At 46.6% G+C, this 26,995-nt stretch carries 29 protein-coding genes; 21 read left to right on the top strand and 8 right to left on the bottom strand.

Annotated elements, in window-relative coordinates:
• Positions 1-242: 242 nt before the first annotated feature.
• The 4 genes from BSZ04_RS09480 to BSZ04_RS09495 all read left to right on the top strand — a co-directional run bounded on the left by BSZ04_RS09480 (position 243) and on the right by BSZ04_RS09495 (position 5,124).
• Positions 243-1,454, top strand: coding sequence for an aspartate aminotransferase family protein (locus BSZ04_RS09480; protein WP_088880285.1), 1,212 nt, complete (start codon positions 243-245; stop codon positions 1,452-1,454).
• 108 nt (positions 1,455-1,562) lie between these two features.
• Positions 1,563-2,582: an arginine N-succinyltransferase gene (gene astA / locus BSZ04_RS09485; RefSeq protein ID WP_010443978.1), complete on the top strand. Its 1,020-nt coding sequence runs from the start codon at positions 1,563-1,565 to the stop codon at positions 2,580-2,582.
• A gap of 28 nt (positions 2,583-2,610) precedes the next feature.
• Complete coding sequence (gene astD, locus BSZ04_RS09490) at positions 2,611-4,068, top strand: succinylglutamate-semialdehyde dehydrogenase (protein WP_010443977.1); 1,458 nt, start codon at positions 2,611-2,613, stop codon at positions 4,066-4,068.
• 264 nt (positions 4,069-4,332) lie between these two features.
• Complete coding sequence (locus tag BSZ04_RS09495) at positions 4,333-5,124, top strand: DUF1338 domain-containing protein (RefSeq protein WP_088880286.1); 792 nt, start codon at positions 4,333-4,335, stop codon at positions 5,122-5,124.
• 182 nt (positions 5,125-5,306) lie between these two features.
• On the opposite strand, the gene crp is transcribed toward BSZ04_RS09495, so the two are convergent.
• The 6 genes from crp to BSZ04_RS09525 form a co-directional block, all read right to left on the bottom strand.
• Positions 5,307-5,939: a cAMP-activated global transcriptional regulator CRP gene (crp, locus tag BSZ04_RS09500; protein WP_005381432.1), complete on the bottom strand. Its 633-nt coding sequence runs from the start codon at positions 5,937-5,939 to the stop codon at positions 5,307-5,309.
• 239 nt (positions 5,940-6,178) lie between these two features.
• On the bottom strand, positions 6,179-7,048 hold the full coding sequence (locus BSZ04_RS09505) for a phosphoribulokinase (RefSeq protein ID WP_088880287.1): 870 nt from the start codon (positions 7,046-7,048) through the stop codon (positions 6,179-6,181).
• A 127-nt stretch (positions 7,049-7,175) separates the two neighbouring features.
• Positions 7,176-7,385, bottom strand: a complete 210-nt coding sequence (locus tag BSZ04_RS09510; RefSeq protein ID WP_010443970.1) for a YheU family protein — start codon at positions 7,383-7,385, stop codon at positions 7,176-7,178.
• Between the two features lie 62 nt (positions 7,386-7,447).
• Positions 7,448-8,455: a hydrolase gene (locus tag BSZ04_RS09515; RefSeq protein ID WP_010443968.1), complete on the bottom strand. Its 1,008-nt coding sequence runs from the start codon at positions 8,453-8,455 to the stop codon at positions 7,448-7,450.
• A 214-nt stretch (positions 8,456-8,669) separates the two neighbouring features.
• Positions 8,670-9,149: a TIGR02444 family protein gene (locus BSZ04_RS09520; protein WP_010443967.1), complete on the bottom strand. Its 480-nt coding sequence runs from the start codon at positions 9,147-9,149 to the stop codon at positions 8,670-8,672.
• Positions 9,146-11,065: an ABC transporter ATP-binding protein gene (locus BSZ04_RS09525; RefSeq protein ID WP_088880288.1), complete on the bottom strand. Its 1,920-nt coding sequence runs from the start codon at positions 11,063-11,065 to the stop codon at positions 9,146-9,148. The genes BSZ04_RS09520 and BSZ04_RS09525 overlap by 4 nt, the downstream gene beginning before the upstream one ends.
• 177 nt (positions 11,066-11,242) lie before the next feature.
• On the opposite strand from BSZ04_RS09525, the gene kefG reads away from it, so the two are divergent.
• The 5 genes from kefG to BSZ04_RS09555 all read left to right on the top strand — a co-directional run bounded on the left by kefG (position 11,243) and on the right by BSZ04_RS09555 (position 15,582).
• Positions 11,243-11,830: a glutathione-regulated potassium-efflux system ancillary protein KefG gene (gene kefG / locus BSZ04_RS09530; RefSeq protein ID WP_088880289.1), complete on the top strand. Its 588-nt coding sequence runs from the start codon at positions 11,243-11,245 to the stop codon at positions 11,828-11,830.
• Entirely contained in the window at positions 11,814-13,610 is a 1,797-nt protein-coding gene (kefB, locus tag BSZ04_RS09535; protein ID WP_010443961.1) for a glutathione-regulated potassium-efflux system protein KefB, read from the top strand. Before kefG ends, kefB begins: the two co-directional genes overlap by 17 nt.
• A 35-nt stretch (positions 13,611-13,645) precedes the next feature.
• Entirely contained in the window at positions 13,646-13,846 is a 201-nt protein-coding gene (locus BSZ04_RS09540; RefSeq protein ID WP_010443959.1) for a YheV family putative zinc ribbon protein, read from the top strand.
• A gap of 88 nt (positions 13,847-13,934) precedes the next feature.
• Positions 13,935-14,510 (top strand): peptidylprolyl isomerase, encoded by a 576-nt coding sequence (slyD, locus tag BSZ04_RS09545; RefSeq protein WP_005432768.1) that lies wholly within the window; start codon positions 13,935-13,937, stop codon positions 14,508-14,510.
• A gap of 130 nt (positions 14,511-14,640) precedes the next feature.
• Entirely contained in the window at positions 14,641-15,582 is a 942-nt protein-coding gene (locus BSZ04_RS09555; RefSeq protein WP_088880290.1) for an isoaspartyl peptidase/L-asparaginase family protein, read from the top strand.
• A gap of 94 nt (positions 15,583-15,676) precedes the next feature.
• On the opposite strand, the gene BSZ04_RS09560 is transcribed toward BSZ04_RS09555, so the two are convergent.
• Complete coding sequence (locus BSZ04_RS09560; RefSeq protein ID WP_005451463.1) at positions 15,677-15,904, bottom strand: SlyX family protein; 228 nt, start codon at positions 15,902-15,904, stop codon at positions 15,677-15,679.
• The gene (locus tag BSZ04_RS09565) at positions 15,901-16,887 is read right to left on the bottom strand and encodes a WD40 repeat domain-containing protein (RefSeq protein WP_088880291.1); all 987 of its coding nucleotides are present in this window, start codon (positions 16,885-16,887) and stop codon (positions 15,901-15,903) included. The genes BSZ04_RS09560 and BSZ04_RS09565 overlap by 4 nt, the downstream gene beginning before the upstream one ends.
• A 128-nt stretch (positions 16,888-17,015) precedes the next feature.
• On the opposite strand from BSZ04_RS09565, the gene fkpA reads away from it, so the two are divergent.
• The 12 genes from fkpA to BSZ04_RS09625 all read left to right on the top strand — a co-directional run bounded on the left by fkpA (position 17,016) and on the right by BSZ04_RS09625 (position 26,958).
• A complete protein-coding gene (gene fkpA / locus BSZ04_RS09570; protein WP_010443954.1) occupies positions 17,016-17,798 on the top strand; it encodes an FKBP-type peptidyl-prolyl cis-trans isomerase in 783 nt (260 codons plus the stop codon).
• Between the two features lie 144 nt (positions 17,799-17,942).
• Positions 17,943-18,659, top strand: coding sequence for a helix-turn-helix transcriptional regulator (locus BSZ04_RS09575; RefSeq protein WP_005438378.1), 717 nt, complete (start codon positions 17,943-17,945; stop codon positions 18,657-18,659).
• A gap of 2 nt (positions 18,660-18,661) precedes the next feature.
• A complete protein-coding gene (tusD, locus tag BSZ04_RS09580; RefSeq protein ID WP_010443953.1) occupies positions 18,662-19,057 on the top strand; it encodes a sulfurtransferase complex subunit TusD in 396 nt (131 codons plus the stop codon).
• Positions 19,054-19,410, top strand: a complete 357-nt coding sequence (gene tusC, locus BSZ04_RS09585) for a sulfurtransferase complex subunit TusC (protein ID WP_010443952.1) — start codon at positions 19,054-19,056, stop codon at positions 19,408-19,410. Before tusD ends, tusC begins: the two co-directional genes overlap by 4 nt.
• Before the next feature lie 7 nt (positions 19,411-19,417).
• Complete coding sequence (tusB, locus tag BSZ04_RS09590; protein WP_010443951.1) at positions 19,418-19,693, top strand: sulfurtransferase complex subunit TusB; 276 nt, start codon at positions 19,418-19,420, stop codon at positions 19,691-19,693.
• 178 nt (positions 19,694-19,871) lie between these two features.
• Positions 19,872-20,246 (top strand): 30S ribosomal protein S12, encoded by a 375-nt coding sequence (gene rpsL, locus BSZ04_RS09595; protein ID WP_004399892.1) that lies wholly within the window; start codon positions 19,872-19,874, stop codon positions 20,244-20,246.
• 100 nt (positions 20,247-20,346) lie between these two features.
• Positions 20,347-20,817 carry a 30S ribosomal protein S7 gene (gene rpsG / locus BSZ04_RS09600; protein ID WP_005382796.1) on the top strand — a complete coding sequence of 157 codons (471 nt, stop codon included), beginning with the start codon at positions 20,347-20,349 and terminating at the stop codon, positions 20,815-20,817.
• A 141-nt stretch (positions 20,818-20,958) separates the two neighbouring features.
• Positions 20,959-23,058 carry an elongation factor G gene (gene fusA / locus BSZ04_RS09605; protein WP_010443947.1) on the top strand — a complete coding sequence of 700 codons (2,100 nt, stop codon included), beginning with the start codon at positions 20,959-20,961 and terminating at the stop codon, positions 23,056-23,058.
• A gap of 152 nt (positions 23,059-23,210) precedes the next feature.
• A complete protein-coding gene (gene tuf / locus BSZ04_RS09610; RefSeq protein WP_088880292.1) occupies positions 23,211-24,395 on the top strand; it encodes an elongation factor Tu in 1,185 nt (394 codons plus the stop codon).
• Between the two features lie 337 nt (positions 24,396-24,732).
• Positions 24,733-24,921, top strand: coding sequence for a (2Fe-2S)-binding protein (locus BSZ04_RS09615; protein WP_045394878.1), 189 nt, complete (start codon positions 24,733-24,735; stop codon positions 24,919-24,921).
• Positions 24,922-24,995: 74 nt separating this feature from the next.
• Complete coding sequence (gene bfr, locus BSZ04_RS09620) at positions 24,996-25,472, top strand: bacterioferritin (protein ID WP_005381359.1); 477 nt, start codon at positions 24,996-24,998, stop codon at positions 25,470-25,472.
• 208 nt (positions 25,473-25,680) lie between these two features.
• Positions 25,681-26,958, top strand: a complete 1,278-nt coding sequence (locus BSZ04_RS09625; RefSeq protein WP_009705505.1) for a malic enzyme-like NAD(P)-binding protein — start codon at positions 25,681-25,683, stop codon at positions 26,956-26,958.
• Positions 26,959-26,995: the final 37 nt, after the last annotated feature.

Genomic DNA, 26,995 nt, shown 5'->3' on the forward strand with positions numbered 1-26,995 from the left:
GCCATGCAAGGTTTTTATAAAAAATTGCTTCTCTATTTTCGTTTCTTGGTGCATAAATAAGCATAGATAGTGAGTATGAGGTGCTGCGCTGGTATGCGAAAAGAATAAATCACTATTGAAATGGTTAATCAAATGTAAATACAATGCCGTAATAGCTTAAATGCAAAACATTATTTGCTGGCAAAGAGTGCCGGTTAAATTCGCTTATCTGCTAGGCATGCGGTATCAAGAAGGAATGTGCAATGACAACGGAAAACAAAGTAGAGCGCGGTTTATTCGATGAGGTAATGGTACCTTGCTATAACCCGATGGAAATGATCCCTGTAAAAGGTGAAGGTTCACGCATTTGGGATCAGGACGGAAATGAATACATCGACTTTGCTGGTGGTATTGCGGTGAGCTGTCTTGGTCATTGTCACCCAGTTATGGTGAACGCATTGAATGAGCAAGGTAACAAGCTTTGGCACCTAAGTAATGTTATGACTAACGAGCCTGCACTGCGACTGGCGAAGAAGCTAACAGAAGTCAGCTTTGCTGAGCGTGTGTTCTTTGCTAACTCTGGTGCAGAAGCGAATGAAGCAGCGCTGAAGCTGGCACGTCGTTACGCAGCAGATGTTCATGGCGCAGATAAGTCGGAAATCATTGCATTTAAACAAGGTTTCCATGGTCGTACTTTCTTCACTGTAACGGTGGGCGGTCAAGCGGCTTACTCAGATGGTTTTGGTCCTAAGCCAGGCGATGTGACACATCTTCCTTACAATGATATCGAAGCGTTACAAGCACACATGTCTGATCGTACTTGTGCGGTAATGATGGAGCCTCTGCAAGGTGAGGGCGGCATCATTCCACCAACACCTGAGTTCGCTCAAGCGGTTCGTGAACTGTGTGACAAACACAACGCACTACTGATTTTCGATGAAGTCCAAACTGGTAACGGTCGTACTGGTCACTTCTATGCATACCAAGGTCTAGGCATCACGCCAGACATCCTAAGCACAGCGAAATCACTGGGTGGTGGTTTCCCTATTGGTGCCATGCTAACGACGGCAAAACTGGCTGAGCACATGAAAGTGGGCACGCACGGTTCAACTTACGGTGGTAACCCACTAGCGTGTGCGGTTGCAGAAGCGGTTGTTGATGAAGTGGCAAAACCAGAAGTACTGGCTGGCGTACTAGAGCGTGAAGTGATGTTCCGTGAAGGTCTGGAGAAGATCAACGCGAAGTACAACATCTTCTCTGAAGTGCGCGGTAAAGGTCTACTGCTTGGTGCAGCACTGAATGAAGAGTGGCAAGGCCGTGCGCGTGACGTACTGGTTGCTGCAGGTAAGCAAGGTCTCATGGTATTGGTTGCGGGTGCCAATGTCGTACGTTTCACACCATCACTCGTTATCACACAACAAGAAATCGAAGAAGGTTTGGCTAAGCTGGATAAAGCGATCGCAACGCTGGTTTAAGCGCGATCTCCGTTTATCGTCAACCTAGAAACCCCCATCAAGGATCTCTGATGGGGGTATTGTTCCTACAATATAGTTAGGATCTTCTTGCATCTGGAGGGAGTATTGATGCTAGTAGTTCGCCCTATCGCAATGTCGGATTATGACGCGCTGCACACGTGTGCGGTTGAGTCAGGTCATGGATTTACATCTCTACCGGTTAACGAAGAACTGTTAACCAATCGAATCAAACACTCAGAATACAGTTTTGGCAAACCTGACGTGAAGGAAGCCGGTGATGAAGGCTACCTAATGGTGGGCTTTGAATCTGAAACTGGAGAAGTCGCAGGCACCACAGGTATCGAAGCTTCAATCGGCTGGGATGTGCCTTTTTATTCTTACCACATTAGTAAAGTGGTGCACTCGTCACCAAAGCTTGGCGTAAATAACGTGGTTAAGCTGCTGACGTTTGGTAATAACTACACGGGTAACAGCGAAATCTGCACCTTGTTCCTACGTGAGAAATTCCGTGGTGGCTTGAATGGGCGTCTGATGTCCAAGTGTCGTTTCTTAATGATGGCAGAGCACCCAGAGCGTTTCTCGGAAACCATCTTTGCTGAAATGCGTGGCGTGTCAGATGAGAACGGTAACTCACCATTCTGGCAGTGGCTTCAAGAGCATTTCTTCTCTATCGATTTCACTCTGGCAGATTACCTAACGGGTATCGGCAAGAAAGGCTTTATCGCTGACTTGATGCCGAAGTTGCCAATATACATCAACCTGCTGAGCCCAGAAGCGCAAGCCGTGATTGGTCAAGTGCATGACAACACGCGCCCTGCTTTGAAGCTACTAGAGAACGAAGGCTTCACCAACCGTGGTTACGTCGACATCTTCGATGGTGGTCCAACGGTGGAGTGTGACCTACGCAATATCGAATCGGTACGCCACTCATTCCGCGCACAAGTCAAAATCTCGGAGCATACCAGCACACAAGATTTCTTGATGTGTAACTCATCATTCGAGAACTTCCGCGCTGCGGCAGCGAAAGCGGCGTATGACGCAGAAACGCAAAGCGTAGTGCTAGCCCCAGAATTGGCGGATGCACTCTTGGTTGAGGAAGGAGATTTTGTTCGCCTTCTTCCGCAGTAACTGACGACAGAATTTAAGGATAGAAACAATGACACATTGGATTGCAGGTGAATGGGTACAAGGTCAGGGTGAAGCATTTACGTCTCTGTCGCCTTACAACCAAGAAGTGATCTGGCAAGGTAACGGCGCGACAGCAGAGCAGGTTAACCAAGCGGTATCTGCGGCGCGTGAAGCGTTCGTTGATTGGAAGAAGCGCCCATTTGCAGAGCGTGAAGCGATCGTGTTGGCTTTTGCAGAGAAAGTAAAAGAGAACAGCGAAAAAATCGCTGAAGTGATTGCTAAAGAAACCGGCAAGCCGATTTGGGAAACGCGCACTGAAGCGGCAGCGATGGCGGGTAAAATCGCGATCTCTATTCGTGCTTACCACGACCGTACTGGTGAAGCGACGCGTGAAGCTGCAGGCAACCAAATTGTATTGCGTCATCGCCCATTGGGTGTAATGGCGGTCTTCGGTCCTTACAACTTCCCGGGGCACTTACCAAATGGTCACATCGTGCCAGCACTACTGGCAGGTAACACCGTGGTCTTCAAACCGTCTGAGCAAACGCCATGGACGGGTGAACTCGCTATGAAGTTGTGGGAAGAGGTTGGTCTACCAAAAGGTGTGATTAACCTAGTTCAAGGCGCGAAAGAGACTGGTATTGCGCTGGCTGATGCGAAAGGCATTGATGGCGTGCTGTTTACTGGTAGTGCAAACACAGGTCATGTTCTGCATCGTCAATTTGCTGGTCAGCCGGGTAAGATGCTGGCGCTTGAAATGGGTGGCAACAACCCGATGGTTATCTCGGATAACTACGGCGACCTAGACGCAACGGTTTACACCATCATCCAATCTGCCTTTATCAGCGCAGGGCAACGCTGTACCTGTGCTCGTCGTCTGTACATTCCATTTGGCGACAAGGGTGATGCAGTGATTACTAAGCTGGTGGAAGCGACACGCAATATTCGCGTAGACCAACCATTTGCAGAGCCTGCGCCATTCATGGGACCGCAAATTTCGCTTGCGGCAGCCAAGTTTATTCTCGATGCACAAGCGAACTTGCAAGCACTTGGTGGTGAAAGCTTGATCGAAGCGAAAGCGGGTGAGGCGGCGTTTGTTTCTCCGGGTATCATCGATGTGACGAACATTGCTGAGTTGCCAGATGAAGAGTACTTCGGTCCACTTCTGCAAGTCGTGCGCTACGAAGGGCTAGAGAAAGCGGTAGAGCTGGCGAACGATACGCGCTTTGGTCTATCGGCAGGTCTGGTCTCAACCGACGACCAAGAGTGGGAATACTTTGTTGACCACATTCGTGCCGGCATCGTGAACCGCAACCGTCAGTTAACAGGTGCAAGCGGTGATGCGCCATTTGGTGGTCCGGGTGCGTCGGGTAACCTACGCCCTAGTGCTTACTACGCAGCAGACTACTGTGCGTACCCAATGGCATCAATGGAGGGACAAGAGACGGTCTTGCCTGCAACATTGAGCCCAGGTGTAAGCCTGTAATAGAGAAATACGAAGCGGTGACAAAGTATCGCCGCTTCTACCTGCCAGAGCTATTTACCAAGTTAGGATTTCGGTAAGCGCGCTGGCAAACGCCAAAGGCGAGCTAAAGACTCTCCAGCGCGTGTTGACTGACTGGCACTTATGCCGCACATACCGTCACAGGTTGATGACCGCTCGTTCGTGATTCTGGACAGCTTTAGGGCTGTGAACGAGTGGTCAACTTCCTCTTACCCCTAACTCTACATTTCATAACAAGGAGTCGTTATGACGCCCGATGTGTTATTTGAATCGCTATGGCAAGACTACATTCAACGTCTTTGTCCTTCTGCTGCTAAAGTTCATCAACTGCTTCAAGAAGATGAGCCTCTGATTAATGACCATATTGCGCTACGTACGTTTAATGTCGCTCCCCTAGGCATTGAAACGCTGGCGAAGCCATTCTTGGCAGTGGGTTATAAAGCCTGTGGTGATTACGTATTTGAAAGCAAAAAGCTGGTGGCAAAACATTTTGAGCACCCAGATCCGAAGCAGCCAAAAGTCTTCATCAGTGAATTGAAAGTGGATGAGTGCTCACCAGAGCTACAAGCCATCGTTCATAAACTGGTAGAGCAGGTTGATGCTTCTAAACTGACAGGCAGTGACTTCTTGTACGGCGGACGTTTGTGGGACCTTAGCTATGCTGACTTCCAAATCTTAGCGAAAGAGAGTGAGTACGCTTCTTGGCTTGCTGCGCACGGTTACGGAGCTAACCACTTCACAGTGAGTGTGAATCAGCTCAATCAGCACCAAGAAGTGAAGCAGGTAAACGACCACCTACGCACAGCTGGTTTCACTATTAACGAGAATGGCGGTGAAGTAAAAGGCACGCCAGAGGTGCTACTAGAGCAATCGTCGACCATGGCAGACAAAGTGCCAGTGACCTTTGCTGAAGGCGTTGAGGTGATTCCTGGTGGCTTCTATGAGTTTGCTAAACGCTACCCAATGGATAACGGTGAGTTGTACCCAGGGTTTGTGGCAGCATCGGCAGATAAGATCTTCGAGAGTACCAACGGTTAATAGATATGAGGCGAGAGCGCTTTGAGAGGGTTTTTACTTGGAATCTGAGAGGGCTTCATCTCAAAGGATGAAGTCCGTTGTGAAGTGCAATGCTCTCGACTCTCAATGTCTAACTCCCAAAAAAGAAAAAGCCACCAAACTTACATTTGGTGGCTTTTAAATTTTTTAAACGTTAATCGAGATTAACGAGTCCCGTAAACAACGATAGTCTTACCGTGCGCAGAAATTAGGTTCTGCTCTTCTAGCATCTTCAAGATACGACCTACTGTCTCACGAGAACAGCCAACGATTTGACCGATTTCTTGACGAGTGATCTTGATTTGCATGCCGTCTGGGTGCGTCATCGCATCTGGCTGTTTAGCAAGGTTCAGAAGAGTCTGAGCGATACGACCAGTTACGTCTAGGAACGCTAGGTCACCCACTTTTTGGCTAGTAACTTGTAGACGACGAGCCATTTGCGCAGAAAGGCGCATTAGGATGTCTGGGTTAACTTGGATAAGTTGACGGAATTTCTTGAAAGAAATCTCTGCCACTTCACAAGGAGATTTAGCGCGAACCCAAGCTGTACGCTCTTGGTCTTCTTCGAATAGACCAAGCTCACCAATGAAGTCGCCTTGGTTTAGGTAAGAAAGGATCATTTCCTTACCTTCTTCGTCTTTGATAAGAACCGCAACAGAACCTTTAACGATGTAGTACAAAGTCTCTGCTTTTTCGCCCGCGTGAATTAGCGTGCTCTTTGATGGGTACTTATGAATATGACAGTGTGAAAGAAACCACTCTAATGTTGGGTCGGTTTGAGGTTTACCTAGAACCATAATATCTCACTTCCTCTGCAGGGTACGCTTGCGCTATCCATATTTTAGCTAAGCCTGAATTGGCTTACTAGAATAAGAGCACTTTTTATATGCTGCAAGCTCTCTTGTGTTTCGGTTAGAAATAGTATCCTTTTTCGGAAACGATTTCTTGATTTTAATCGTGCCATGATTGAGATTTTGTAAGCAAAACTGTGCACATGATCACGGTATGAAAAGTAAACACTCAATTAACGAGGTTTTTAACCAATTTTCCCAGTTTCGATGAGTTGCTGCAGAATCGGCCTCACTATGAGCTCCATTGCAAAGCTCATCTTACCGCCCGGCACCACAATGGTGTTATGACGAGACATGAATGATCCATCAATCATCGCCAGCAAATACGGGAAGTCGACATTCTTGATTCCGCGTAGGCGGATCACCACGAAACTCTCATCCAAACTCGGGATGCCTTTCGCGTTAAGTGGGTTGGAAGTATCAACCGTTGGTACACGCTGAAAGTTGATATGTGTACGAGAAAATTGCGGGGTAATGTAGTTCAGGTAATCGTCCATCGAGCGTACGATCGAATCCATTACCGCTTCTCTTGAGTGGCCACGATCGCGCGTGTCACGAACGAACTTTTGAATCCATTCCAAGTTCACGATTGGCACCATGCCAATTAGAAAGTCAACGTGACGCGCCACGTTGACGTCACCATCTACGACACCACCGTGTAAACCTTCATAGAACAGTACGTTGCTGTCTTCAGGTAAGTCTTGCCATGGTGTGAAAGTGCCAGGCATTTGATTGTAGGGTACCGCCTCATCAAAGGTATGCAGATAGCGACGCACACTGCCAGAGCCTTCTTCACCATACTTTCGGAAAAACTCTTCTAACCCTGGGAAGTCATTGGCTTGCGGACCGAAGTAGCTGATGTGTCGACCTTGTTCACGAGCCTTACGGATCTCGACATCCATCTCCGGACGAGTAAAACGGTGGAAGCTGTCTCCTTCAACCCATGCAGGCTTAACGTTCATCATATTGAACATCTTACGGAAGGCTTCTGAGGTCGTGGTTGTGCCAGCTCCAGAGGAGCCAGTAACCGCGATGATTGGGTGTTTAGCTGACATGACAAACCTTGTCGAAAATTACTTACCTGTAAAGTGCAACACGCGGATGTTGCACGGTCGATAACCCACTATAGCACGTAACAAGCCCGTGTCATCGAGTGGGATACGGTAAAATGTGAGGGCGTTATTATTTTGCTCTAAGTTGAATATCAACCGTTTCATGGAGCTCGGAGAAGACAATCGTTGCCTCCCCCTTCTCGAGCTGAGTTCTAACTTGGTCAATTTTATCTTGTAATGATACTTCTACCGCACCGTAATCCGTCCCTTCACGCAGTACAAATTCGCGGATCAAGTTTTCTAATGTCTCTGGCGCAATGTCTTGCCATGGAATGATCATAAATACCTCAAACGTTTATGATGATGGTGTACTACTTGCCTCGGTTGATACTCGTGAATAGTTTACTGTGTTTGTTGTTTGGATACAGTAGAAAGGTATTCAGCAGCGATACTTTCATAATAAGCTGGCAGGGCTTCCTCTAACCAAAATTTTGGCTTAAGCGCTGTACCAGTAAGAAAGCCGACGTGGCCGCCATTTTCGTAAAGTCGGTAATCAATGTTGTCTGGCAGAACAAATTTTGGGATTACCGCTTCAGTCATAAAAGGGTCATCTTTAGCATGGATGATCAGTGTTGGTAGGGTGATCTGCTGCAGTTTGCTCAAGCCTGAACATTGGTCGTAGTAGTCTTGTGCATCTTTGAATCCGTGTAGAGGTGCGGTGACGAGATCATCGAATTCATACAGACGAGTAACACGTTTGATCGAACTGTAAGACAGCGCAAGTTCCCCTTGTATCAAGTCATGCTTTTGTAGCGCATTACGTTTAAGTGAAGAGAGTAAATAGCGTTTGTAGACCTTGGAAAAACCTTGCTCTATGCGGTTGGCGCATGCTGATAAATCCAGCGGGGCAGAAACGATTGTTGCTGCACTTAAAATCGGGTCGTCTTTGTATTGGGCTAAGTAGTTCGCCAACATGTTACCGCCAAGGGAAATGCCGACTGCAACTTTAGGGGTGTTGGGAAACTGCTGATTGAGCTGCTCGAGAAAGAAACGAGCGTCAGTCACTTCACCGGAGTGATAGGCGCGGGCTTTTTTGTTTGGCTTACCGCTGCAACCGCGGAAGTGCATCATCACCGATAACCAGCCCGATTTGGAAAAAGCATTCATTAAGCCGTTAGCGTAAGGGCTATAAAAGCATCCTTCAAGGCCATGAAACAGAACAAAAATGGGTTTGTTACGGGCAATTTCAGTGTCTTGTTGTTCTGACCATGCTAAGTCTAGAAAATCGTCATCAGGGGTATCGAGAGTTTGCCACACAGGGGTAAACAACGCTTTTTTACGAATAAAGCGCGGCAAAAGCGTTTGAAGGTGTGGGTTTTTAATTCCAGCTGCTGCGAAAAATTGGGTCATACTTAGTACCAATCAATTTAAGTATTATCGTTATTCACGCCACTTTGGTCTCTGTGCTTACGCGAATAGGGTTTGATGGAGCTTTGCCATGAACTAAGCAGAGATTTTGTGCAATCCTTACCGCTAGTCTGAGAGATTGGTTCTGCTTAGAGCTTCAATGCCAACAAACGTATACTCTTATTTATATAAGTCTAAGTATAGATTTATTATAGATTTATGGATGATGAATATTCGGAACTGGAAGCGAAAATGCTTGTTGAAGGTGTTCTGCGCCCAGCTTTCGACAGTATCTTAATGTTAGTGGTTCACCGTCATTTGTCACTAGTATGAGTGAATTAATGCAGTCAACCAGATCAGACTGTTGTTGCTTTTCAAGCTGTAACTCAAACTGTAATGCCTCACGATAAAGTGCATCATTTACTTGAAGTTTGAGGTGTCGTCGTAGTTCGCGATAGGAGTGGAGTAATGTTTCACTGCGGATTAGGCAGTCTTGAACAAGAGGCCAATCTTGCTCTTGAAAGATGAACTGCTGCTCATCGAGCCATCTGAGCAGCAGCAGTAGATTCACATTACCGTGATAGTTATTTTGCAACGACAAGCACGCTTCTTTCACTTCTCGTACACCATAAAATTGCAGACTGAACTGCCAAAGGTGTTCAAGGGTTAAGGTGTATTCAGCGTGCTCTGTTGTCATTGATTAAACTCTAATTCCATCTGCTCGAGGGTTTCTTGAGCAGACATCCATTCCATCTCTACATCTTCAAGCTCTGCTTTGCTAGAAGCTTGAAGGGCCAATACTTCATTAAGTTTAGCTTTGTTTTCCGCTTCATACAGAGAGTTGTCTGATAATTGCTCTTCAGCTGAAGCTAACGCTTCACCTAACTTATCCATTTTGTTTTCTAACTGTGTCAGCGTTTTGCGAATTGGAGCGGTCTGTTTACGAAACTCTGCTTCACGTCGCTTTTGCTCTTTTTTCGCCGCAGCACTATTCGCTGTGTCTCTCTCAGGCTGTGCCGCTTGTGCTTCTTTACGTTCAGCTCTTTGTTGTTCAGTCAGCCACTTATAGTAATCGTTGAGGTCACCATCGAATGGTGCCACTTGACGGTCGTGTACTAGGTACAAGTCATCCGTTGTTGCTCGCAGTAGGTAACGGTCGTGCGAAACAATCACCATTGCACCTTCAAAGGTCTGTAGTGCCATGGTCAATGCTTGGCGCATGTCCAAGTCTAGGTGGTTGGTTGGTTCGTCGAGTAGCAATAGGTTAGGTTTTTGCCAGACCACTAATGCCAATACCAAACGTGCTTTTTCACCACCAGAAAACGGAGCGACTTTCTCAAGTGCTTTATCACCTTGAAAACCAAAGCTACCTAAGTAATCACGTAGTTGTTGCTCAGTCTGGTCTGGAGCGATTTGCATCATGTGCTGTAGTGGTGTTTCTTCTGGATGCAGCGTTTCTAATTGGTGCTGAGCGAAGTAACCGATCTTCACACCTTGCGAGTAAGTCAGATCGCCACCTTGTGCTTTTAGCTCACCAGACAACAGTTTGATCAAGGTTGATTTACCTGCACCGTTACGGCCAAGTAGACCAATGCGACTGCCCGGGACAAGGTTAAGGCGGATCTTCTCTAGGATCAGGTTGTCACCGTAGCCTGCCGATACTTCATCCATCATCATGATTGGGTTTGGCAGTGCTGCTGGCTCGCGGAACTGGAAGCTAAATGGGTTATCGAACTGCGCTGGCAGCACTTTTTCCATACGCTCCAGAGCTTTAATTCGGCTTTGTGCTTGGCGAGCTTTCGATGCTTTGTAACGGAAGCGGTCGATGTAGCTTTGCATGTGTGACATCTGTTTCTGTTGCTTCTCGAACATCGCTTGTTGCAGCACCATTTTTTGTGCGCGTTGGTTTTCGAATGACGAGTAGTTACCCGTGTATTCATTCAGCTGTTGATTTTCGATGTGAATGATACGACCAACGATTGGGTCTAAGAAGTCACGGTCGTGCGAGATAAGAATCAGTGTGCCTGGGTAGTTTTGTAACCAGCGCTCTAGCCACATGACCGCGTCCAAATCCAAGTGGTTGGTTGGCTCGTCGAGTAGCAGTAGATCAGAACGACACAACAGCGCTTGAGCCAAGTTAAGACGCATACGCCAACCACCCGAGAACTGAGTCAGGTTCCAGCTCATTTGCTCTTGGCTAAAGCCCAGACCATCAAGCAGTTCGGCAGCACGTGCGCGAATGCTGTAACCGCCAATGGTTTCAATCTTGCCGTGGATCTCTGCAACCAGCGTACCGTTGTCTTTTTCTTCAGCAATGGCTAACTGCTGTTCCAAACCACGAAACTCGCGATCACCATCAATGACGTATTCAATGGCACTGCGTTCAAGAGCAGGGGTTTCTTGTGCTACCCACGCTAGTTCCCAGTGCTGAGGTTGACTGAATGAGCCCGCATCAATCGCCAGTTCATCTTTCAGTAGCGCGAATAGGGTCGATTTACCACAGCCGTTCTTACCAACCAGACCCACTTTATCGCCTGGATGAATGGTTGCGGATGCTTGGTCTAAAAGAGGTTTACCGCCACGCAGTAACTGAATATCAGAGAAGGTAATCATAGAGTTTTAATTCACTTTGCGCCGCGCGCGTTTCTTGGTCGTTTATCTCGCGGTGAATAGTAGGGCTATTGGCAGGAAAAGTCGATCTCTGCGCTTTAATTGCATTATGCTATACAAAAAAGTATAACAAACTGATAACGATAATTTTCCCTGAGAAATCAATACAAGGATGACCATTTGGCTGTTGCTACGCCCATTCCTCCGAGGGTTCTGGTGATTTATGCTCATCCAGAGCCACAAAATTCCATTGCCAATCAAGTGATGATTAAAAAAATCGAATCACTGGGTCATGTCACCGTGCACGATCTTTATGGCGCGTACCCTGATTTCTTTATTGATGTGAACTACGAACACGATCTGCTGATGACGCATGATGTGATCGTTTTTCATCATCCTCTCTATATGTATTCCTGTCCCGCACTGTTGAAAGAGTGGATGGATCGTGTGTTGGGTAAAGGCTTTGCGTTCGGTGATGGTAGCGCATTAGCGGGTAAGTACTGGCGCAGTGTGATCACTACTGGCGGTAAAGAGGATGCGTTTAGCCCGGTGGGGTACAACAAATACCCGTTGGAACAAATCCTCCAGCCGTTTGAACTGACCGCCGCTTTGTGTCAGATGCATTGGATTGAGCCTTTAGTGCTGTACTGGTCGCGCAATGTTTCGGACATCGAACGTTATCAGCATGCTGAACAATATCGTCAATGGCTGAACAATCCCCTGAGAGAGTGGGATGAGCAAGGAGGTCTACATGGCGATAACCAGTGAGTTTCTTCAAAGTAGTGTGGTATTTCTTTCTGCAGCTGTTATTGCGGTGCCGATTGCCCAGCGGCTGGGTCTGGGCTCTGTGCTTGGTTACCTGATTGCCGGCGTTCTAATTGGTCCTTGGGGGCTGGGGTTGATCAGTGATGTGGACGCGATTCTCCACTTCGCCGAACTCGGGGTGGTGTTGCTGCTGTTCTTAATTGGTTTGGAACTGAACCCTAAAAAGTTATGGCAGATGCGCGGACCTATCCTCGGTCTGGGTGGCGCTCAAGTTATTGTCACCACGGCGGTGATCGGCAGCATCGTCAGCCTATTTGGTTTGAGTATGCAAGTGAGCTTAGTGATCGGCATGGGCTTGGCACTCTCGTCCACGGCGATTGCACTAAAAGTGATAGAAGAGCAGGGGCAAGCTGGCACGGAAACCGGACAATCAGGTTTTGCAGTGCTGCTGTTCCAAGATATTGCCGTCATCCCGATGCTTGCCATGTTGCCCTTACTCGCTGGTGGTCAAAGCGGTGGTGATTGGTTAGATGCTATTTGGGTGCTGGCGAGCGTTGCAGCACTGCTGGTTGGTGGTCACTTTTTGCTGCGTCCTCTGTTCCGTTTTGTGGTGATGAGTGGTGTGCGTGAACTCTTCACCGTTGCCGCCCTCCTAGTCGTACTTGGCATTTCTGTTGCGATGCAAAAGCTGGGGCTTTCGATGGCGCTCGGTACTTTCTTAGCGGGTGTGCTGCTGGCAGAAAGTGAATACCGTCATGAACTAGAAATTGCGATTGAACCGTTTAAAGGTCTGCTGCTTGGCTTGTTCTTTATTGCAGTGGGCATGGCAGTGAATCTTGGTTTATTAGCCTTGCAACCGTTCGCAATTATTGGTGCCGTGATTGCTCTCGTGGTGGTCAAAGGTTTGGTGCTGTATGTCTTAGCTCGCACCGCTCGAGTCCGTGCTAAGTCGCGCAGTCGTATGGCGGCGATTTTGAGCCAAGGTGGTGAGTTCGCGTTTGTGATTTTCACCGCGGCAAGCCAAGAAGGTATCTTAACCAAAGAGCAAGTTGCCTTTTTGTTGGTGGTGGTGAGTTTGTCGATGGTGACTACGCCGCTGTTGCTCATGGGGCAGAAGAAGTGGTTTGCTCACACGCTTAACCAAGAAGAGGAGAGCGTGACGACCAATGTGGTGGATCGTCGACCACGAGTGATCATCGCTGGCTTTGGTCGTTTTGGTCAGATTGTCGGACGCTTGATGTACGCCAATAAGATCAAGGTAACGGTATTAGAAAGTGACGCGAGCCAAATTCACTTGCTGCGTAAATACGGCTATAAGGTGTTTTATGGTGATGCGACTCAGATTGATTTGTTACGTGCCGCGGGGGCTGATAAAGCGGAAGCCTTGGTGATCTGTACCGACTCACCTGATGAGGTGATGGCGATTGTCGACATTTGCCGTGCACATTTCCCGAAATTGAAGATCCTTGCCCGTGCCCGTAGCCGCGTAGAAGCGTATCAGTTGATGAACCATGGCGTGCAAAATTACTCGCGAGAAACCTTTTTGGGCGCATTAGATCTAGGTCGCCAAGCGCTCGTAGAATTGGGTATGCATCCGTATCAAGCAAAACGGGCAGAAGCACATTTTCGCAAGCTAGATAATGCTATGCTCAAAGACTTATTGCCTCAGCATAATGAGGATAAAGAGCTCGCTCAACGCTCGAAAGAAGCCCGTAAGGAACTAGAAGAAATCTTTGGTCGTGAAATGGAAAGTGACCAACAGTCGCCAAATCATTGGAAGTAGTACCCGCACAGCATCTAGCGGGAAAAGGAACAAAAGTGAAAGCCAAGAAACGTTTTATCGCGGGAGCTAGCTGCCCGCAATGCAGTCAGCAAGATACCTTACGCTGGTGGATTGAGAACAACATCGAGCTGGTCGAGTGTGTCGACTGCGATTATACCGAGCAGCGTAAACCGCAATCTGTAGAAAAAAATAAACACTCGGAACAAGAAATGATCGGGATTTTTAAGCCTGAATAATTGAACTTCGTTAATTGATCCCCATAATACTACCATCTCGGTACTTAACCCCATTCTGGTTAGGTCAATTAATCTCCCTGGAGTTAGTATGAAAATTGAAAAGAACGTTGTTGCAAGCCTTGCATACAAAGTAATGTTGGAAGACGGTGTTGTTGTTGATCAGTCAACTTCTGAAGCACCTCTTGATTACCTACATGGTCACAACAACCTAATCACTGGTCTTGAGAAAGAACTAGAAGGTAAAGTGGCTGGCGACAAGTTCTCTGTAACTGTAGCTCCTGAAGATGCATACGGCGACCACAACGACGCACTAGTGCAACGTGTTCCTGCAGATGTGTTCCAAGGCGTTGACCAAATCGAAGTTGGCATGCGTTTCCTAGCAGATACTGACCAAGGTCCAATCCCTGTAGAAGTAACTGAAGTAGATGGCGACGAAGTTGTTGTAGACGGCAACCACATGCTAGCTGGTCAAACACTAACTTTCGAAGTAGAAGTTATGGCTACTCGTGAAGCGACAGCTGAAGAGATCGAACACGGTCACATCCACCAAGGTGGCGGCTGCTGTGGCGGTCACGACCACGATCACGAAGGCGGCTGCTGTGGTGGCGAAGAAAAAGCTGACGACCACGAATGTTGTGGCGGCGGCGGTTGCGGTTCTCACTAATCGCACGCTCTTCACTAGATAACGCTATCTAGTAAAGCTTTAAAAAGCGCAAGTTGAGGTTTCAACTTGCGCTTTTTGTTTATCTGGGGTGTAGTGCCAATCATACAAGGAATAACAGTTGGACAAAGCGATGACGAAACCTTTCTCGATTGCCATTCATGGCGGTGCAGGCACTATCTTGCGTGAACAGATGAGTGACGAACTGCAACAATCCATCTTGGCGGATTTAGAAGCTGCGGTAAAAGCGGGGCATCAAATCCTAGCAACAGGTGGTGAAGCCATAGATGCGGTCGTGGCGGCAGTGAAAGTGCTGGAAGACTCTCCTAATTTTAATGCGGGTAAAGGCTCAGTACTGACCCATAACGAGATGGTCGAAATGGATGCCTCTGTGATGGATGGTCGATACCAAGCCGCAGGGGCAGTCGCTGGGGTGCGTCATATCAGAAACCCCATTGAACTCGCTCGTGACGTGATGCGAAACAGCAACCATGTATTGCTGGTGGGCGAGGGCGCAGAGAAGTTTGCTTTTGAACAAGGTTATGAGTACACCGAGCAGGATTACTTCTTTACCGATCGCCGCTATGAGCAGTTGCTGTCTATGCGTGAAAAAGGATTATTTGCGCTTTCAGAATCTCGCTACCCAGATGATCGCAAGCACGGAACGGTTGGTGCAGTGGCATTAGATCAACAAGGTAACTTAGCCGCAGCGACCAGCACAGGTGGCGTGACCAACAAGAAATATGGTCGAGTAGGAGATTCTGCTCTGATTGGTTGCGGCACGGTGGCAGAGAATGGCGTTGTGGCGGTTTCAACCACTGGTGTCGGTGAGTTCTTTATTCGTAAACGTGTTGCGGAAGACGTTGCAGCACGCATGCGTTATTTGCAAGAAGACGTACATACGGCGTGCGAACACATTATTCAGGGTGATTTAAAAGCAATGGGCGGCGAAGGTGGTTTGATTGCGATTGATGCTAAAGGTGAGCTGCATTTTGCGATGAACAGTTCTGGTATGTACCGAGCTGGCATCAATACGCAAGGTGAGCTGAGCGTTAAAATCTACGCAGACGAATAGTTTCTTCCCGATCATTCCTGAGCAACATTTTTAAGTAGTCAATACAACAAAGCCCAGAACACGTTCTGGGCTTTATGCAATTTGTACCTGCACTTTAATAATGCGGTGGTGGTGTTTCTTCCGATGGATCGGCTAAATTCGACGAGTCCATATTTTTCACTTTACCTACCACATATTTCATCTGATCGAGCATCTTGGTAATTTGCAGTTGCTGTTGCGACAAGGCGCCGTTCAGATCTTCAATAGTCTGTTCTTGGAACGCAAGCTGACATTCTAAGTCATTAATGCGTGCTTCCAATTGCTGAATGATTTTATCTGTCATGATCCGTTCTCTAGCTGCCAAGCTTGGGCAATGCCCGCAGAAGTGGCAGTAATTACACGTTGCTTGGAATCAAAGGCTGCATCATACACGACCGCACGAGGAGGGCGAGTATCTTTTTTCGGCTCAACTTCAAATCCATCGACGCGTTTACCGGTTTTAGTGTTCCACACCATCACTCGACCGGAAGGGGTGCCTGTAACGAGCAGGTTACCGTCATCAGAGAAACGCGCTGTCGAGAAGATCAACTGGCGAGACCAACTGCTGAGTTGTGTCACTTCTTCACCTGTCTCTAAATCCCAGATGATGGCTTGATTGCCACCGTCTGAGGTCATGGCCAGTTCACCATCTCTCTGCAAGGCGACTCGAACAACGCGCTGGTCGTGTTCAAAGGTGCGTAGTACCAATCCGGTTTCGGTGTCCCAAAGGTAAGCTTTGTAGTCATTTCCACCTGTGAGGGCGAAACGACCATTAGGGGAAATGGCGACAGAATTGACTTTTTCTTGATGCGCAAGGAACTCTAGCCGACGACCAGTGACTAAGTTGACGTGAATTGCTTTACCGTTGGACAGTCCAAGTAACACCTGTTCACCGTTACTGGTGATATCAACGTCTCGAATCAGCGCGTCATCGATAGACCATAATCCTTCGGCTTGGGTCCATCCGAGATCCCACACAGCGAAGTTCATTTGGCTTGCTGTGACGGCATAGCGGCCATTGTCCGAAATGCGAATATGAGAGACCACATTGGCGGCTTGATCGAGTTCACCCAGCTTTGCGAGTTGTTTATTTTGTGCTAAATCCCACAGTACCAGTTGGTGTTCTTTGGAGTACAGCAGCGCAAATCGACCATCTCGACTGAGCGCAAAGCTGGTGGAACCTTGTGGTTCGAGTGACCAACGTTGAACATCGCGATCGGAAAAAAAGCATCCACTTAACGTGGTGATGACAATTAAATATAGGAATAAATGAGAAATTCTTTGCATCACATCTAATAATCCAGTTTGTGTCTTGAGACATATAGCTAGTATATTGGTATAACGATTGTCTTCACTAGTCTCATAGAAGATTTGTGCACAACAACCAATGGCGCAGCCATTATTTGGAGAATTTAATGAAATCAGTTTTAAAAGTGTCGCTACTTGCTGCAACAGTAATGCTAGCGGTAGGTTGTCAAAAAGAAGAAACAAAACCAGAAGCAGCACCTCAAGCAGAACAAGTTCAGGCAGAAACTGGTAAAGCTGTTCACTTTAAAACAGACGACGATAAAGCGGCATACGCAATTGGTGTTTCATTTGCTAACTACCTAAGCGCTAGTATCGAAAAACCAAGCGAAATTGGTATCGACCTAAACAAGGACCTAGTTCTTAAAGGTATCGAAGACGTATTTAAAGGTAACGCAGCACTAAACGAAGAAGAAACTCGTGCAGCTCTAGAATCTCTAGACAAGCGTGTTGCTGAAACGATGCAAAAGCAAGCGGCTGAGAAAGCGGCTGAAGCGAAAAAAGCTGGCGATGACTTCCGCGCTGAGTTTGAGAAGCAAGAAGGCGTAGTGAAGACAGACTCAGGTCTTCTGTACCAAGTAATTACTCCAGCTGAAGGCGAGCAACCAAAAGATACTGATACGGTTCAAGTACATTACAAAGGTACTCTGATTGACGGTACACAGTTTGACAGCTCTTACGATCGTGGCGAACCTGCAACATTCCCACTAAACCGCGTAATCCCAGGCTGGACTGAAGGTGTTCAACTAATGCCTGTAGGTTCTAAGTTCAAATTCGTTATCCCGCCAGAGCTAGCATACGGTGACCAAGACACACCAAGCATCCCTGCTAACTCAACGCTAGTATTCGAAGTTGAACTGCTAAAAATTGAGAACGACAACGCTGCCCAATAATTGGCATCAGTGATAACTCGATGAAAAAAGGCCCGTTTTACGGGTCTTTTTTGTTCTAGGTCACTAGTTGATGAGTTTGCTAGGTTGCCTTTCAAATTTTCTGATAAACTTACACCAATTTGTTGATTTTTCGCTCGAAGGCTTATGACAACTACAGAAACAATAAATGCGGAAATGTTGCTCGAAATGGAATCTGTCAACGTGATGCCATTTACCGAGCACGATAAAATCATCTTGAGATCTTACGAAGCGGTCGTAGACGGCATTGCCAGTCTGATCGGTCCATTTTGTGAGATCGTTCTTCACTCACTAGAAGACCTCAATACTTCTGCAATCAAAATCGCTAACGGTGAAAACACTGGTCGTCAGGTAGGTTCTCCTATCACTGACTTAGCACTTAAGATGCTGAAAGACATCGAAGGTTCTGAGCGTAACTTCTCACGTTCGTACTTCACCCGCGCAAAAGGCGGCGTACTAATGAAGTCGATCACCGTTGCTATTCGTAACGGTGAAAACCGCGTGATTGGTCTGCTTTGTATCAACGTCAACCTCGATGCACCTTTCTCTCAAGTGCTGCAATCTTTCATGCCAACACAAGAAGCGAAAGAAGCGGCGTCATCCGTTAACTTCGCAAGTGATGTTGAAGAGCTAGTAGACCAAACGGTTGAGCGCACGATTGAAGAGATCAACGCTGATAAATCAGTATCGAATAACACCAAAAACCGTCAGATCGTTATGGAGCTGTACGATAAGGGTATCTTCGATATCAAAGACGCGATCAACCGCGTCGCAGATCGCCTGAACATCTCTAAACACACCGTTTACCTATACATTCGTCAGCGTAAGACTGAGGACGAATAAGCGTGAGTGGATTAACTTACACGCTGGTAGTGAACGGTCCAGTTTACGGCAGTCAATCGGCGCGCAGCGCATATCAATTCGCACAAGCGGTAATTGAACAAGGACATACTCTGGTGAGTGTGTTCTTTTACCAAGATGGCGTCACCAATGGTACGGCTTTGAGCGTGCCTGCCAACGATGAGTTTGACCTAACCAAAGCATGGCAATCACTCGCACAGCAACACGATGTTCGTTTGGAAACCTGCGTAGCAGCCGCTTTGCGTCGCGGCATCATCAGCGAAGATGAGGCGAATCAGCATGGTCTTGAACAAAACAACCTTGCTGAAGGGTTCGAACAAGCTGGTTTGGGTAGCTTAGCCGAAGCCATGTTAACGCAAGATAGAGTGGTGCAGTTTTGAGTCAGTTAACTTACCTATTTCGTAGCGCACCTCATGGTAGCAATGCAGGTCGTGAAGGTGTAGATGCGCTGCTAGCGGCGTCAGCGTACTGTGAAGACATTACGGTACTGTTTTTTGGCGATGGTGTTTACCAACTGCTACTTGGTCAAGATCCTACTGGTATTTTGAGCAAGGACTACGCACCAATGTTGAAGTTGTTCGACTTGTACGATATTGAACAAGTGTTTGTCTGTGCCGACTCTCTAGCAGAACGTGGCTTGGCACAAGCCGATTTAGTCATTGATGCAGAAGTTCTGAGGACCGAGCAATTCAAAGACAAACTGCAGCAAGCAGGTAAACTGCTGTCATTCTGAGGACGTCATGTTACATATCATCAAATCCGTAGCTGCATTAGACGATGCAATGGCACTGTACAGTGAGCAAGATGATGTCTTGTTGATTGAAGATGCCGTGTACGCGGCTAACCCCCAGCATAAGGCGTTCAGTAAGGTAAAAGGTCCATCAGTGTTTGCACTACAAAGCGATATTGATGCCCGTGGCATGAGCAATCGTATCAGCCCATCTATTGAAGTGATTGGCTATGCTGGCTTTGTTAAACTCTCCGCAAAGCAGGCCAAATCTCTTACCTGGGATTAACCCCTTTCTACTGTGGATTGAACTTTACGGACGAATTACCTTAATTGAACAAAAAAGATCCGTATATTTCTTGACACACCTCTCACTGCTGCATAGAATTTTGCGTCCCTAACTGCCAACCGCTGTTAGGGATAGATTTTTCACAAAGCTTACTTTCAAGTAAATCAGGAGCTAGTTAATGGCAACTATTAACCAGTTGGTACGTAAGCCACGTGCAAAGCAAGTTGTTAAAAGCAACGTGCCTGCACTAGAAGCGTGCCCACAAAAACGTGGTGTATGTACTCGTGTTTACACTACTACACCTAAAAAACCTAACTCAGCACTTCGTAAAGTTTGTCGTGTACGTCTGACAAACGGCTTCGAAGTTACATCGTACATCGGCGGTGAAGGCCACAACCTTCAAGAGCACAGTGTTGTACTAATCCGTGGCGGTCGTGTAAAAGACCTTCCGGGTGTACGTTACCACACTGTTCGCGGTGCACTTGACTGTGCTGGCGTTAACGACCGTAAACAAGGTCGTTCTAAGTACGGTGTGAAGCGTCCTAAGTCTTAATGGATTCCGTTAAGTAAGGCCAAACACTAAATTATTTTTAATTTTTTGAAAAAACTGAAAAGTTTTGGATAAAACCTGAAGAAGACAACGGAGAAAATCCATGCCACGTCGTCGCGTCATTGGTCAGCGTAAGATCCTTCCAGATCCAAAGTTCAAATCTGAACTGCTGGCAAAATTCGTTAACATCCTAATGGTTGACGGTAAAAAATCTACTGCAGAGAAAATCGTTTACACTGCACTAGATGCTATGGCTGAAAAGTCTGGTAAAGACCACTTAGCTATTTTTGAAGAAGCTCTTGAAAATGTTCGCCCAGCGGTAGAAGTTAAATCTCGCCGTGTAGGTGGTTCAACTTACCAAGTACCTGTAGAAGTACGTCCGGTTCGCCGTAACGCACTTGCTATGCGTTGGTTGGTTGAAGCTGCGCGTAAGCGTGGTGAAAAATCTATGGCTCAACGCCTAGCTGCTGAAATGCTAGACGCGTCTGAGAACAAAGGTACTGCGGTTAAGAAACGTGAAGACGTTCACCGCATGGCTGACGCAAACAAAGCGTTCGCTCATTACCGTTGGTAATACCTTTTCAGTGCTGCAAGGTTCCTTGCAGCACTTCTTTAGTTCCTATGCCTATGCTAGGAACTATTGCTATATCTAGGGGATAGCTTTTTTTAGACATAGCAATAGTCCCTAACTCTCTAAGTATAAGAGGATTCAATCGTGGCTCGCAAAACTCCTATTGAGCGCTACCGTAATATCGGTATCTGTGCTCACGTAGATGCAGGTAAAACAACCACTACTGAACGTATTTTGTTCTACACTGGTCTGTCTCATAAAATCGGTGAAGTTCACGATGGCGCAGCAACCATGGACTGGATGGAGCAGGAGCAGGAGCGTGGTATTACTATCACTTCAGCTGCAACTACTACTTTCTGGCGTGGTATGGAAGCACAATTCCAAGAGCACCGCGTAAACATCATTGATACTCCTGGACACGTTGACTTTACTATCGAAGTAGAACGTTCTTTACGTGTACTTGATGGTGCAGTAGTTGTGTTCTGTGGCTCATCTGGTGTTGAACCTCAATCTGAAACTGTATGGCGTCAAGCTGACAAGTACCACGTTCCACGTATGGTATTTGTAAACAAGATGGACCGTGCAGGCGCAGATTTCCTACGTGTTGTGGACCAAATTAAAAACCGTCTTGGTGCGAATCCTGTTCCAATCCAGCTAAACGTTGGCGCGGAAGATGATTTCCGAGGTGTTATTGACCTTATCAAGATGAAAATGATCAATTGGAATGAAGCCGATCAAGGCATGTCGTTTACATACGACGAAATTCCAGCAGACATGCAAGAGCTAGCTGAAGAGTGGCGCAACAACCTAGTTGAAGCGGCAGCTGAAGCAACTGAAGAGCTAATGGACAAGTACCTTGAAGAAGGTGAGCTGACTGAAGCTGAGATCAAACAAGCTCTACGTACTCGTACACTAAACAACGAAATCGTACTAGCTACTTGTGGTAGTGCGTTCAAGAATAAAGGTGTTCAAGCAGTACTAGACGCAGTGATCGAATTCTTGCCATCGCCAATCGACGTACCTGCAATTAAAGGTATCGACGAAAAAGAGAATGAAGTTGAACGTCATGCAGACGACAACGAACCGTTCTCGGCTCTAGCATTCAAGATCGCGACTGACCCATTTGTGGGTACGCTAACTTTCATGCGCGTTTACTCTGGTGTTGTGAATTCAGGTGATGCTGTTTACAACTCAGTAAAAGACAAGAAAGAGCGTTTTGGTCGTATCGTTCAGATGCATGCGAACAAGCGCGAAGAAGTAAAAGAAGTTCGCGCTGGTGATATCGCAGCTGCTATCGGTCTGAAAGACGTAACAACAGGTGACACGCTATGTGACCAGAACCACAAAGTGATTCTAGAGCGCATGGAATTCCCTGAACCTGTAATTCAGATCGCTGTAGAACCTCGTTCTAAAGCAGACCAAGAGAAAATGGGTATCGCGCTAGGTAAACTGGCTGCGGAAGACCCATCATTCCGCGTGGAAACGGATGACGAAACAGGTCAGACTCTGATCTCTGGTATGGGTGAGCTTCACCTAGATATCATCGTTGACCGTATGAAGCGTGAATTCAGCGTTGACTGTAACGTTGGTAAACCTCAGGTTGCTTACCGTGAGACCATTCGTGGTTCTGCGGAAGTGGAAGGCAAGTTCGTTCGTCAATCTGGCGGTCGTGGTCAATACGGTCACGTATGGATCAAACTTGAGCCTTCAGAACCTGGTGCAGGTTTCGTATTCGTAGACGAGATCGTGGGTGGTGTGGTTCCTAAGGAATACATCAGTTCGGTAGCGAAAGGTATCGAAGAGCAAATGAATAGTGGTGTTCTAGCGGGTTACCCTGTTCTAGATATTAAAGCTACACTATTTGATGGCTCTTACCACGATGTTGACTCAAGCGAGATGGCGTTCAAGATCGCTGGCTCGATGGCATTCAAGAAAGGTTCATTAGAAGCACAACCTGTGATTCTAGAACCAATGATGAATGTCGAAGTAACTACTCCGGAAGACTGGATGGGTGACGTTGTTGGTGACCTAAACCGTCGTCGCGGTATGATCGAAGGTATGGATGAAGGTGTGGCTGGTCTTAAGATCATTCGTGCTCAAGTTCCACTATCTGAGATGTTTGGTTACGCAACGGACCTACGTTCTGCAACTCAAGGCCGTGCTTCTTACTCTATGGAGTTTAATGAGTACGCTGAAGTGCCGAAGACCTTTGCAGAAGCCATCATGGCTGAGCGTGGTTACTAATTGACGATTGAACCACAAAAAGTTTACGACTTTTTGCTAGATCAAGCCGTCGAAATATTGCGCTAACGGACGTTGGCGCATAAAATAACAATTTCTGGCGCGTCGAGATCAATAATGATCGCGGCGAATCATAACTAGGAAGGAACACGATTGTGTCTAAAGAAAAATTTGAACGTGTAAAACCGCACGTAAACGTTGGTACTATCGGCCACGTTGACCACGGTAAAACAACTCTAACTGCAGCTATCTGTACAACACTTGCTAAAGTATACGGCGGTGCTGCTCGTGACTTCGCATCTATCGATAACGCTCCAGAAGAGCGTGAGCGCGGTATCACAATCGCTACTTCTCACGTAGAGTACGATACTCCAACTCGCCACTACGCGCACGTTGACTGTCCAGGACACGCGGACTACGTTAAGAACATGATCACTGGTGCTGCACAGATGGACGGTGGTATTCTTGTAGTTGCTGCTACTGATGGTCCAATGCCACAAACTCGTGAGCACATCCTACTAGGCCGTCAGGTTGGTATCCCTTACATCATCGTATTCATGAACAAATGTGACATGGTTGACGATGAAGAGCTACTAGAACTAGTAGAAATGGAAGTTCGTGAACTTCTATCTGAGTACGACTTCCCAGGTGATGACCTACCAGTTATCCAAGGTTCTGCACTAGGCGCACTAAACGGCGAAGAGCAGTGGGAAGCTAAGATTGTTGAACTAGCAGAAGCGCTAGATTCATACATCCCAGAACCAGAGCGTGCAATCGATCAGCCATTCCTAATGCCTATCGAAGACGTATTCTCAATCCAAGGTCGTGGTACAGTAGTTACTGGTCGTATCGAGCGCGGTATCCTAACTGTAGGTGACGAAGTAGAAATCGTAGGTATCAAAGAAACTACAACTACTACTTGTACTGGTGTTGAGATGTTCCGTAAGCTTCTAGACGAAGGTCGTGCGGGTGAGAACGTTGGTGCACTTCTACGTGGTACTAAACGTGACGAAGTAGAGCGTGGTCAAGTACTAGCAGCTCCTAAGTCAATCAACCCACACACTAAGTTCGAGTCAGAAGTATACGTACTTTCTAAAGATGAAGGTGGTCGTCACACTCCATTCTTCAAAGGCTACCGTCCACAGTTCTACTTCCGTACAACTGACGTAACTGGTGACATCTCTCTACCAGAAGGCGTAGAAATGGTAATGCCAGGCGACAACATCCAAATGCAAGTTGAGCTAATCGCTCCTATCGCTATGGACGAAGGTCTACGTTTCGCTATCCGTGAAGGTGGCCGTACAGTAGGTGCTGGTGTTGTTGCTAAGATCTTCGACTAATTCTTAACGAATTAATCGTAATCTTGCACTCTTCTTCTTTTTGAAGAAAGCGCTAGAAAAAGGGAAGCTAAGGCTTCCCTTTTTTATATCTGCTATTTCTCTTTCCAATATGGTTATAAGCCAATCCTTCTTTGTCATATTTTTTGTTTTTGAAAAACATACCTTTATCTCTACTCAATTTTCCCCTAGTTTCTATCTGTCTGCTAAGTCATTGAAAGCCTCTAAAACGGCTGAAATCGTTATAACAAAACGTTCTGTAATTTGCGTTATTACAACTAGTAACAAGAACGATTCTTGTTTATATTTCGTTCCAGAGTGAAATTTAAAGGTTGTGAGTATGTACGTTTGTCTTTGTCATGGTGTCTCTGACAAGAAAATTAGGAAGTTGGCGATAGATGAAGGCGTAACTGACATCAGAGGAATCAAGCGATGCACAGCTTTGGGTAGCCAATGTGGCAAGTGCATCAAACAAGCTAAAGAAATTTTAGCGGAAACGGAATACTTAACATTAAAGCAAGCTAGCTAATTATTCGCTAAGCCTTTTTGACACCTTCTCATTTGCTTCTACATTTAAATGAAGCCAAAGAGGAGGGCTTTGTCATGAAAGGCGATCCAATCATAATTCAACATCTCAATAAAGTGCTCGGTAATGAGCTCGTCGCTATTAATCAATATTTCCTACACGCTCGTATGTACAAAGACTGGGGGTTAAAGCACTTAGCCGATAAGGAGTACCACGAGTCAATCGATGAAATGAAGCACGCCGATCACTTGATCGAACGAATTCTGTTTTTAGAAGGTTTACCTAACTTACAAGATCTCGGTAAGTTGATGATTGGTGAAGATACCAAAGAGATGCTTGAGTGTGACCTTAAACTCGAGATGGCGGCCATTCCTGATCTTAAAGATGCCATCGCTTACGCCGAAGATATTCGTGATTATGTTTCACGCGATCTATTCCAAGATATCCTTGAAGACGAAGAAGAGCATGTCGATTGGCTTGAGACGCAACTGGGCTTGATTGAGATGTCCGGCATTGAGAATTACCTACAAGCGCAGTACGTGGATGAAGAGTGAGATTATATTTCGCTGTTTTCTTTTCCGAACTAAGTGATTAAGAGAGCACCTGACCTGTAAAAAGGGTGCTCATCACTAATATCTGGTCTAATCTCTTTTATTATCGGCCTTTTTAAGGATATAGCTCGCAATCTAGCCTATGAAGTTTGACTTCTATCCTTTAGAATTTATTCCCCCGTACCGAAAAATAACAAAAGAGAAACGATCCATGTCTGAAGACAATCGCCAAGAAGTCACCCCAGAAGAAGAACGCCGCCAGCAAGCATTAGACTACCATGCGTACCCAACTCCGGGAAAAATCGCCGTAGAGCTGACTAAGCCTGCTGAAACTGCCAACGATCTTGCATTGGCATACAGCCCAGGTGTTGCGGAACCTGTTCGTGAAATCGCACAGAATGCTGATAACGTGTACAAGTATACGGCGAAGGGCAACATGGTTGCGGTTATTTCTAACGGTACGGCGATTCTTGGTTTGGGTAACCTTGGCCCGCTAGCTTCTAAGCCAGTAATGGAAGGTAAAGCACTGCTATTCAAACGCTTTGCTGGGCTAGATTCTATTGATATCGAAGTAAAACATCGTACGATCGACGAATTTGTCGACACAGTAGCAAACATTGCTGACACTTTCGGTGGTATCAACTTAGAAGATATCAAAGCCCCAGATTGTTTTGAGATTGAAAAGCGTCTTATCGAACGTTGTGACGTGCCAGTATTTCATGATGACCAACACGGTACAGCAATCGTAACGGCAGCGGGTATGCTGAATGCAATCGAGCTGCAAGGTAAGAAGTTAGAAGAATCAACCATCGTTTGTCTTGGTGCTGGTGCTGCAGCTGTGGCATGTATGGAGCTGTTGATCAAATGTGGCGCAATGCGCGAGAAGATCTACATGCTGGATCGTAAAGGGGTGATCCATACACGTCGTGACGACCTAAACGAATACAAACAGTTGTTCGCAAACAACACTGACAAGCGCACGCTTGAAGATGTTATTGAAGGTGCGGATCTGTTCTTGGGTGTATCGGGTCCAAACCTACTACCAGCAGAAGCGTTGAAGCTAATGGCAGACAAGCCAGTTGTGTTCGCATGTTCAAACCCAGATCCAGAAATCAAACCTGAACTGGCTCACGAAGTGCGTGATGACTTGATCATGGGTACTGGTCGTAGTGACTACCCGAACCAAGTAAACAACGTACTGTGTTTCCCATTCATCTTCCGTGGGGCGTTGGACGTTCGTGCAAGCGAAATCAACGATGAGATGAAGTTAGCGGCTGTTGATGCGATTCGTGAGTTGGCTAAAGAGCCTGTGCCTGAAGCGGTACTGAAGGCGGCGGGCGTAGATAAGCTAGAGTTTGGTTCTGATTACATCATTCCAAAACCAATGGATTCGCGTCTGTTACCACGTGTTGCGAAAGCCGTTGCTCAAGCAGCAGTTGATTCGGGTGTTGCTCGCATTGAAATGCCAGAAAATTACATGGCTGAGTAAGTGATAGAATAGAATTCTTCAGATAAAGGAAAGGGAC

Source organism: Vibrio rotiferianus, from assembly GCF_002214395.1.
Lineage (GTDB): Bacteria > Pseudomonadota > Gammaproteobacteria > Enterobacterales > Vibrionaceae > Vibrio > Vibrio rotiferianus.

Bases quoted from the DNA above. Each gene is read 5' to 3' on its own strand.
- BSZ04_RS09480 (WP_088880285.1), top strand. From the start codon at position 243: ATGACAACGGAAAACAAAGTAGAGCGCGGTTTATTCGATGAGGTAATG.
- astA (WP_010443978.1), top strand. From the start codon at position 1,563: ATGCTAGTAGTTCGCCCTATCGCAATGTCGGATTATGACGCGCTGCAC.
- astD (WP_010443977.1), top strand. From the start codon at position 2,611: ATGACACATTGGATTGCAGGTGAATGGGTACAAGGTCAGGGTGAAGCA.
- BSZ04_RS09495 (WP_088880286.1), top strand. From the start codon at position 4,333: ATGACGCCCGATGTGTTATTTGAATCGCTATGGCAAGACTACATTCAA.
- crp (WP_005381432.1), bottom strand. From the start codon at position 5,939: ATGGTTCTAGGTAAACCTCAAACCGACCCAACATTAGAGTGGTTTCTT.
- BSZ04_RS09505 (WP_088880287.1), bottom strand. From the start codon at position 7,048: ATGTCAGCTAAACACCCAATCATCGCGGTTACTGGCTCCTCTGGAGCT.
- BSZ04_RS09510 (WP_010443970.1), bottom strand. From the start codon at position 7,385: ATGATCATTCCATGGCAAGACATTGCGCCAGAGACATTAGAAAACTTG.
- BSZ04_RS09515 (WP_010443968.1), bottom strand. From the start codon at position 8,455: ATGACCCAATTTTTCGCAGCAGCTGGAATTAAAAACCCACACCTTCAA.
- BSZ04_RS09520 (WP_010443967.1), bottom strand. From the start codon at position 9,149: ATGACAACAGAGCACGCTGAATACACCTTAACCCTTGAACACCTTTGG.
- BSZ04_RS09525 (WP_088880288.1), bottom strand. From the start codon at position 11,065: ATGATTACCTTCTCTGATATTCAGTTACTGCGTGGCGGTAAACCTCTT.
- kefB (WP_010443961.1), top strand. From the start codon at position 11,814: ATGGCGATAACCAGTGAGTTTCTTCAAAGTAGTGTGGTATTTCTTTCT.
- slyD (WP_005432768.1), top strand. From the start codon at position 13,935: ATGAAAATTGAAAAGAACGTTGTTGCAAGCCTTGCATACAAAGTAATG.
- BSZ04_RS09555 (WP_088880290.1), top strand. From the start codon at position 14,641: ATGACGAAACCTTTCTCGATTGCCATTCATGGCGGTGCAGGCACTATC.
- BSZ04_RS09560 (WP_005451463.1), bottom strand. From the start codon at position 15,904: ATGACAGATAAAATCATTCAGCAATTGGAAGCACGCATTAATGACTTA.
- BSZ04_RS09565 (WP_088880291.1), bottom strand. From the start codon at position 16,887: ATGCAAAGAATTTCTCATTTATTCCTATATTTAATTGTCATCACCACG.
- fkpA (WP_010443954.1), top strand. From the start codon at position 17,016: ATGAAATCAGTTTTAAAAGTGTCGCTACTTGCTGCAACAGTAATGCTA.
- BSZ04_RS09575 (WP_005438378.1), top strand. From the start codon at position 17,943: ATGACAACTACAGAAACAATAAATGCGGAAATGTTGCTCGAAATGGAA.
- tusB (WP_010443951.1), top strand. From the start codon at position 19,418: ATGTTACATATCATCAAATCCGTAGCTGCATTAGACGATGCAATGGCA.
- rpsL (WP_004399892.1), top strand. From the start codon at position 19,872: ATGGCAACTATTAACCAGTTGGTACGTAAGCCACGTGCAAAGCAAGTT.
- rpsG (WP_005382796.1), top strand. From the start codon at position 20,347: ATGCCACGTCGTCGCGTCATTGGTCAGCGTAAGATCCTTCCAGATCCA.
- BSZ04_RS09615 (WP_045394878.1), top strand. From the start codon at position 24,733: ATGTACGTTTGTCTTTGTCATGGTGTCTCTGACAAGAAAATTAGGAAG.
- bfr (WP_005381359.1), top strand. From the start codon at position 24,996: ATGAAAGGCGATCCAATCATAATTCAACATCTCAATAAAGTGCTCGGT.
- BSZ04_RS09625 (WP_009705505.1), top strand. From the start codon at position 25,681: ATGTCTGAAGACAATCGCCAAGAAGTCACCCCAGAAGAAGAACGCCGC.